Source organism: Blastocatellia bacterium, from assembly GCA_035573895.1.
Taxonomy (GTDB): domain Bacteria; phylum Acidobacteriota; class Blastocatellia; order HR10; family HR10; genus DATLZR01.
Genome location: DATLZR010000019.1, coordinates 47,657 through 54,211 on the forward strand (window position 1 = coordinate 47,657; position 6,555 = coordinate 54,211).

Annotated in this window: 6 protein-coding genes and 1 other RNA gene; 4 read left to right on the top strand and 3 right to left on the bottom strand. The window is 60.1% G+C overall.

The features are described 5' to 3' along the window. Nucleotides 1-104: 104 nt before the first annotated feature. From rph to ssrA, 3 genes are all read right to left on the bottom strand, one after another. Nucleotides 105-854: a ribonuclease PH gene (gene rph, locus VNM72_02430; protein HXF04255.1), complete on the bottom strand. Its 750-nt coding sequence runs from the start codon at nt 852-854 to the stop codon at nt 105-107. Then, nucleotides 854-1,318, bottom strand: a complete 465-nt coding sequence (locus VNM72_02435) for a hypothetical protein (protein HXF04256.1) — start codon at nt 1,316-1,318, stop codon at nt 854-856. The genes rph and VNM72_02435 overlap by 1 nt, the downstream gene beginning before the upstream one ends. Nucleotides 1,319-1,340: 22 nt before the next feature. Continuing rightward, nucleotides 1,341-1,694: a transfer-messenger RNA gene (ssrA, locus tag VNM72_02440) on the bottom strand. A 285-nt stretch (nt 1,695-1,979) separates the two neighbouring features. Between ssrA and bshC the strand changes: the two genes are divergently transcribed. The 4 genes from bshC (at nt 1,980) to VNM72_02460 (ending at nt 6,312) form a co-directional block, all read left to right on the top strand. Further along, nucleotides 1,980-3,665, top strand: coding sequence for a bacillithiol biosynthesis cysteine-adding enzyme BshC (bshC, locus tag VNM72_02445; protein HXF04257.1), 1,686 nt, complete (start codon nt 1,980-1,982; stop codon nt 3,663-3,665). 18 nt (nt 3,666-3,683) lie between these two features. Next, complete coding sequence (locus VNM72_02450; GenBank protein HXF04258.1) at nt 3,684-4,145, top strand: M67 family metallopeptidase; 462 nt, start codon at nt 3,684-3,686, stop codon at nt 4,143-4,145. A 309-nt stretch (nt 4,146-4,454) separates the two neighbouring features. Then, nucleotides 4,455-5,264, top strand: a complete 810-nt coding sequence (cdaA, locus tag VNM72_02455) for a diadenylate cyclase CdaA (protein HXF04259.1) — start codon at nt 4,455-4,457, stop codon at nt 5,262-5,264. A 70-nt stretch (nt 5,265-5,334) separates the two neighbouring features. Further along, nucleotides 5,335-6,312 (top strand): CdaR family protein, encoded by a 978-nt coding sequence (locus VNM72_02460; protein HXF04260.1) that lies wholly within the window; start codon nt 5,335-5,337, stop codon nt 6,310-6,312. The last annotated feature ends 243 nt before the right edge of the window (nt 6,313-6,555 follow it).

Here is a 6,555-nt window from a genome sequence, read left to right on the forward strand (position 1 = left end):
ATCAGGCCTCGTGGCCCGGTTCCCCCTTTGGTCCGGCGGAGGTGCACATTCAGAAGCGCCGATTTCGCTTTCTCCGGGCCTGTGAGAAATCAGCGAGGCAAAGATCATGTGAGTTCTCCCAGCACGGCCTTCTGCGCGGCGAGGACTGTCGGGAGGCCTCGCCTGGCCAGTTCGAGCAATGTCATCAACTGCTCGGTCGTGAACGGTTGCTTCTCCGCCGTTCCCTGAATTTCGACGAAGCGACCGTCATCGGTGGCGACCACATTCATATCCACTTCCGCGCGACTATCTTCGGCGTAACACAGATCGAGCATGGGCGTCCCGTCAACAATGCCCACGCTGACGGCAGCCAGGTAATTTCTCACCGGCAGCGTGGGGAGGACTCCCTGAGCGATCAACCGTCGGAGAGCCAGCACCAGAGCCACGAAGGCCCCGGTGATCGAGGCGATGCGCGTGCCGCCGTCGGCCTGGATGACATCGCAATCCACTAAAAAGGTGCGCTCGCCGAGCTGATCCAAATCTACGACGGCGCGAAGGCTGCGTCCGATCAGACGCTGAATCTCCTGGGTGCGACCCGATAGGGCGCCACGGCTCGCCTCTCGCGGTGTGCGGGATTCCGTCGAACGCGGCAGCAGAGCGTACTCCGCTGTGATCCATCCCCGTCCCGTTCCTCGAAGAAACGGCGGGACGCGATCCTCCACGCTGACGGTGCAGATGACTTTGGTGTCTCCACAGGCGACGAGGACGGAGCCTTCGGCGAATTTAATGAAGTCGGGGGTGATCGTCAGTCGCCGTAGCTCATCGGGGCGTCGGCCATCGCAGCGGATGATGTCCTCTTGTTCCACCGATGACATCAATGTCCCTTGGGTTGCGAGGAAGAGACACTCTCACCCATCTCGGCGGCGAGTTGATCCACCTGTTGCTGCACTTCATTGAGGGAGGCCTCCAGACTCTCGGCCTCGAATGCCGCGACTTTCAATTGCTGCTCCATGTCGGCGATTTCGTTCTCCAGGCGCTGGCGCCAGGCATCCAGAGCAGCGATCTGTTGTTCTTCTTCGGGGGTGAGCGTGCTTCCCGGTGATTCCTTCAATCGGCGGGTGATGCGGGCGATCAGTTCCCGCGTCCGCGCTCGGATTTCTGCGCTCTCTCGCCGCTGTCCGTCCAGCGTGTGACGCATCTGATGAAGGCGACGAAGCAATCCCTCACGGGCGAGTCGAAGTTGCTCCAGTTCGTCGCGCAGTTCCAACAATCGTTGCCATTTCGAGAGCCGATCTTCCAGGTCGGCGGGTGGCGTCGCGAAAAGGTTCGTGTTGAACATAGTCTGCCACTCAGAAAAGAACTGGTGGAGGTGAGCGGAATCGAACCGCTGTCCGGAGGCCTTCAGCGCGAGGATCTACATACGTAGTCGCTTCTCAGCGTGTCGTCACTCGTGGAGGCGAAGCGACCCGCGCCACGAGCCACGCGATCGGCATCTGTGTCGCTGGCACTGGCCGACCGACAGCGCCAGCCAAGCCCGATGAGGTGACGTTCTGACCCTCACGCACGGGCGTTGTGAGGGAGAACGTGGCTGTCTTTAAGCAGCCATTTGATACTGCGTGTTGGCAGTTATTGTGTCCCGTGCCTGTTACGGGCCGGCACGGCCCCCGGTATGCACCTCGTCGCCTCCGTACCTCCGTCGAACCCATTGCACCCCCACTTCAGTCAGGAATTCTATCACCGCCCTTACTCGCCGGTCAACGCAGTTGTCCGTCACGCGCCGTGGCGAAGCTCACCCCTGTCAGGGGTCGTATCATCACCGGAGCGAGAGTCCGCTGTGCCCGCGGCCGAGGCCTCACTGCGCCGGGCGCGAAGGAGTTCGCAGGATCTCGGGCGGCAGCACTCGCTCCAGGAGAACTCTTCGAGAGAACGCACCCGTTGGTATGCAGGCAGATGGACCAATTGATTGAACCGATCGAGGACGGCTATAATTGCCCGTCATCATGACCGTGCCACGGAGCAATAGTGATCGCTTGTCCCCCGCATCGGTTGAGCATCGGGATGAGCGCTTGCGGGTCTCCTTCACGGACATTCCTCACACTCCTCGCTTGTTCGTTGACTTTGTCTGCAACTTCGCTCAGGTGAGCGAGTTTTATGGCCCGATGCAACGATCCGATCGTCCATTGAGCGCGTGGGCCGAAGACGTGGCGGGCCGGGCGCGCTGGCGACGTTTACTTGTGGATGTCCTGCGCGATCAGAACCGTCGCTTCGGAGGCGATGACGTCACGCAGGCCAACATTGACCGGCTGGCGGATTCCGGCTGCGTGGCCATCGTCACCGGTCAGCAAGCGGGACTCTTTACCGGTCCCCTGCTCACGCTCTACAAAGCCCTCACCGCCATTACCGTTGCGGCTGAGCTTCAGCGTCAGGGTATAGCGGCAGTGCCCGTTTTCTGGATCAACAGCGAGGATCACGATTTCGATGAGGTGAATCACTGTGGGGTCGTCGGGCGCGATGGTCAGTGGACGGAGATTCGTTATGCCGGAGCGGAGGAGGACCTCGGCAAGCCCGTCGCCGATCTCGTTCTGACAGGCGATATTGATCGGGCCATCGGCGAGTTGCTCGCCGCGCTCCCGAATTCGGAGTTCCTTCCTCAAATTGAAGCCGACCTGCGGTCGAGTTATCGGGCGGGGACTCGATTCGTCGAGGGATTCGCCCGGTTGCTGATGCGGATGCTCGGTGGTACCGGCTTGATTTTGTTCGATCCGTCGGATGCCCGGTTGAAACCGGCGCTCGTGCCGCTCTTTCGTCAGGTTCTCGCGCAATCCCGCCCTCTGGGAGCCGCTCTGCGGAAGCAAACGGAGATGCTTCAAAACCGGGGCTATCGCCCACCGATTCATCTGACCGAGGACAGCACGTTCCTTTTTTTCCGGGAGCAGGGGAAGCGGTATCCCCTGGTGTGGATGGGGGATCGAGTGGGGGTCAAGGGCGGGGCAACGACCTTCACCGAGCAGGAGGTGCTCGATCTCATCGCCGAAGAGCCCCATCGGTTCAGTCCGAACGTGGCCCTGCGTCCTCTGGTTCAAGACACGCTCCTGCCGACACTCGTTTACATCGGAGGGCCGACCGAGATCGCCTACTTCGCTCAGCTCACGCCACTCTATCCGGCTTGTGATGTGATCGAACCCGCGATCTGGCCGCGCGCGTCGCTCACACTCGTTGAATCGCGATATGCAGCGATGATGGCCAAATACGCCCTTCGACTCACCGACCTCTTTGCCGGAGCGGATGCCGCGCGTGCGGTCGTCGTAGAGCGATCTTTGAAACACGATCATCTCGATCTTTTCAATCGCGCCGAGGAGGTGGTGGCCGAGCAATTGGCTCACCTGCGGCAGATTCTCGTCGAGGTGGATCCGACGCTCGACCGACCGGCCCTCAAAGCCATCGAGAAAGTGCGCCATCAGATCGCGAGCCTCCGCCGTCATTACATTGATGCCCGCGCCCACCGTGATGCCATTCTCACCCAGCAGATTCAGCGGCTCACAACGATTCTCACTCCGGGCAGGAAATTGCAGGAGCGCGAGCTGAACGGATTTTACTTCTTCGCCCGCTACGGCTATAGCATCCTTGAGCGTATACGCCGGGAGATCGAGGTTCCCTCTCTCGATCATCGGCTCATTTTTCTCTAAACCATTTCACCGGAGGTGATGCCCCCGGCAGCGAAACACAGCCAGAACGCCATGTCGCCCCTTGTGCTTCCCTCTTTCATCGTCCGGGAGATCGAGTGCCATGCCCGGGAGACTGCTCCCGAGGAATGCTGTGGGTTGCTCGGAGGGAAGGGAAGAGTCGTGGAGAGTCTCTACCGGCTGCGCAACGTGGCCGAGACTCCGGAGACGCGTTACTGGGCCGATGTGAAGGATGTCTTCGCTGCTTTCCGCCTCATGCGCCAGCGAGGCCAAAAGTTGTTGGGAATTTATCACTCGCATCCCCGGGGGGAACCCCGCCCGTCCGAGACCGATATTCGTCAGGCGTACTACCCCGAGGCCGTCTATTTCATCATCACGCTGGAGCCGACTGTGTGCCTGCGGGCTTATCGGATTGTGGGGGGAGAGGTGGAGGATGTCTCCTACGATGTGGCGGATGACTTGCTCTGCGGTTCCACACGGTGACCGATCCCCGGGAAAGGACTGGAGAATGCGCGAACCAGGACAGTCTTCGCTCGCTCGGAATGACGAACAACGGGAAGAGCAGGTGTCGTGACATTGTCACGAGAGGTTGGGCGTCTCCCGACCAAGCGTCGAAGATGCTCTCCCGATGCAAGAGGTTGCGTTGATCCCTTCCGATGGGGCGCGCTCATCGTGAGCACCTGCTTTTCATCCTATCCGGGCAAGCAGGTGCATCGGAGTGGCAGTGCGAGGAGAACCCTCTGAACGGCGAGACTTCTTGCTTCGGTGGAAAATCGCAAGGATAATTAGGGCATGATGGATTCTTTTTGGAGGACAATTCAACATCTCACGGTCCGCGATGCGGTTGATATTTTTGTCGTAGCCTTGATGGTTTATGGGATACTCCGGTTGATCAAAAACACGCGGGCCATGCAGATGGTCTACGGGCTCATGGCGCTGGGGGTGCTTTATTTTCTTTCCTCCCGGATGCATCTGCGGGCGCTGGAATTCGTCCTCCGCAATGCACTGCTGTATATCGGCATCGCCGTCATCGTCATCTTTCAGACGGAGATTCGAGCCGGGCTCGTTCAGTTCGGAAGATATTTGCCTCGACCATTTGGAACGCGGGAGCCCCGGTTGAGCGAATACGAACGGATGTTCGAAGAGGTCCTGCTCGCCGTCACCACGCTGGCCGCGCAGAAGATGGGTGCTCTCATCGTCTTTGAGCGAACGATCGGGCTGCAAAATTTCATCGAGACGGGAGTTCGACTGGAGGCGCCGGTCTCCTACGATCTGCTCGTTTCCATCTTCCATCCTCGGGTGCCGCTTCATGATGGGGCCGTGATCATCCGGGGGAATCGCATTGTCGCGGCCAGTTGCTTCCTCCCCCTCACGCTCAATCCTCATCTCTCGAAGGAGTTCGGCACGCGACACCGAGCGGCGATTGGGGTCACCGAGGATACCGATGCCGTTGTCATCGTCGTTTCTGAAGAAACCGGGATTATTTCCTTTGTGGCGCAGGGGCGGTTATACCGGCACATGGACACGGCTCGATTGCGCCAGCTTCTCCGGCAATCGCTGGAGCCGGGAGGCGGGCGCGCGTCCTTCGCTCCAGCCTCCTGAAGGTTTTTCCACTTCTCTTCGCTCCGAGCGGGCGCCAGGCCCACGCCCGACACGGCCCGAGAGAGATACGATGGAAAGGAATGACGCACCAGGCAGAAGCCGATTTTTCATTCGCGTGATCATTGAACTCGTGCGCCGATTCCTGGTCACGGATCCGGTTCTGAAAGTCATCGCGCTCGTTATTGCCGTGCTCATCTGGTTTTCCGTCTCATCGGACCAGGAGCATCAGGACCTGACCATCTACAATGTTCCCCTCACGGTGACGGTCTCGTCCTCGGAGTTGATGGTCCTCTCTCAGGCCTATCGGGTGGTGGACGTGCGGGTGCGGGGACCGGTCGCGCTCGTTTCCGAGTTGAAAGCCGATGATCTATCGGTCTCGCTCGATGTCACTCGTTTGGGTCCGGGCACTCATACGGTATGGATCGAACCGGGCTTTGTGCGCGCGCCCGCCGGAGTGGATGTACTGCGGGTTGATCCTTCGACCGTCTCTATCACGCTGGACGCCGTGATCACGCGGGCGGTGCCGGTGAAACTTCGCCTCGATGAAGGATCGTTGCCCCCCAACTACGTTGTGGCCGGTTACGAGCTTCAGCCTCCCGCGGTGACCGTCACCGGCCCGCGATCTGTCGTGGAGAGTCTCGCGAGCCTCTCCACCCAAACGTTCAGGCCGGAAACAGTCAACTCCTCCATCAGCTCCGTCGTGCCGCTGGAGATCGCTTCATACTCTCACGTCACGGTTGAGCCGAAGGAAGTGAAAGCGACGATCTTCATCGAGGACGTCGTTGAGCGACGATTCGAGGCGCTTCCCCTCACTCGTCAGGCGGATGTCCTCTCGACTTCCGTGAGCACAGTGGATGTCATTCTTCGTGGTCCGCGGTCGGTCATCGCCGCTATTGACCGGCGACAGGTGAGCGTGTCGGTCAGCGGGCGAGGATTGAGTCCCGGCCTGCATGAGGTGACGCCGGAGGTCAATCTCCTGACAGATGTTGGCTCGCGTCTGCGGATTCTTCGCACGGAACCGGAGAAAGTTATCATCCGTGTTCGGTGATAGGAAGAGCCGTCATCCCGCCTCCCCTTTCGCTGCCTGCCTGTGCGCGGGAACCGTCACTGTGATTCTGGGAAATGGTAGATCCATCGTCGTCCCGGGTCTCCGGTTACTTCGGGCCTTTGTCTTGCCGGACGGTGTCGGGAATCCTTCGTGTCGCCGGTTCCAGGTCGGCAGGAGGGGCGGAAAAAATATCCGCGGCGGTGGGAGAGGGTGTCGGAGTCCCAAGATGAGTGGCGTCCCAGC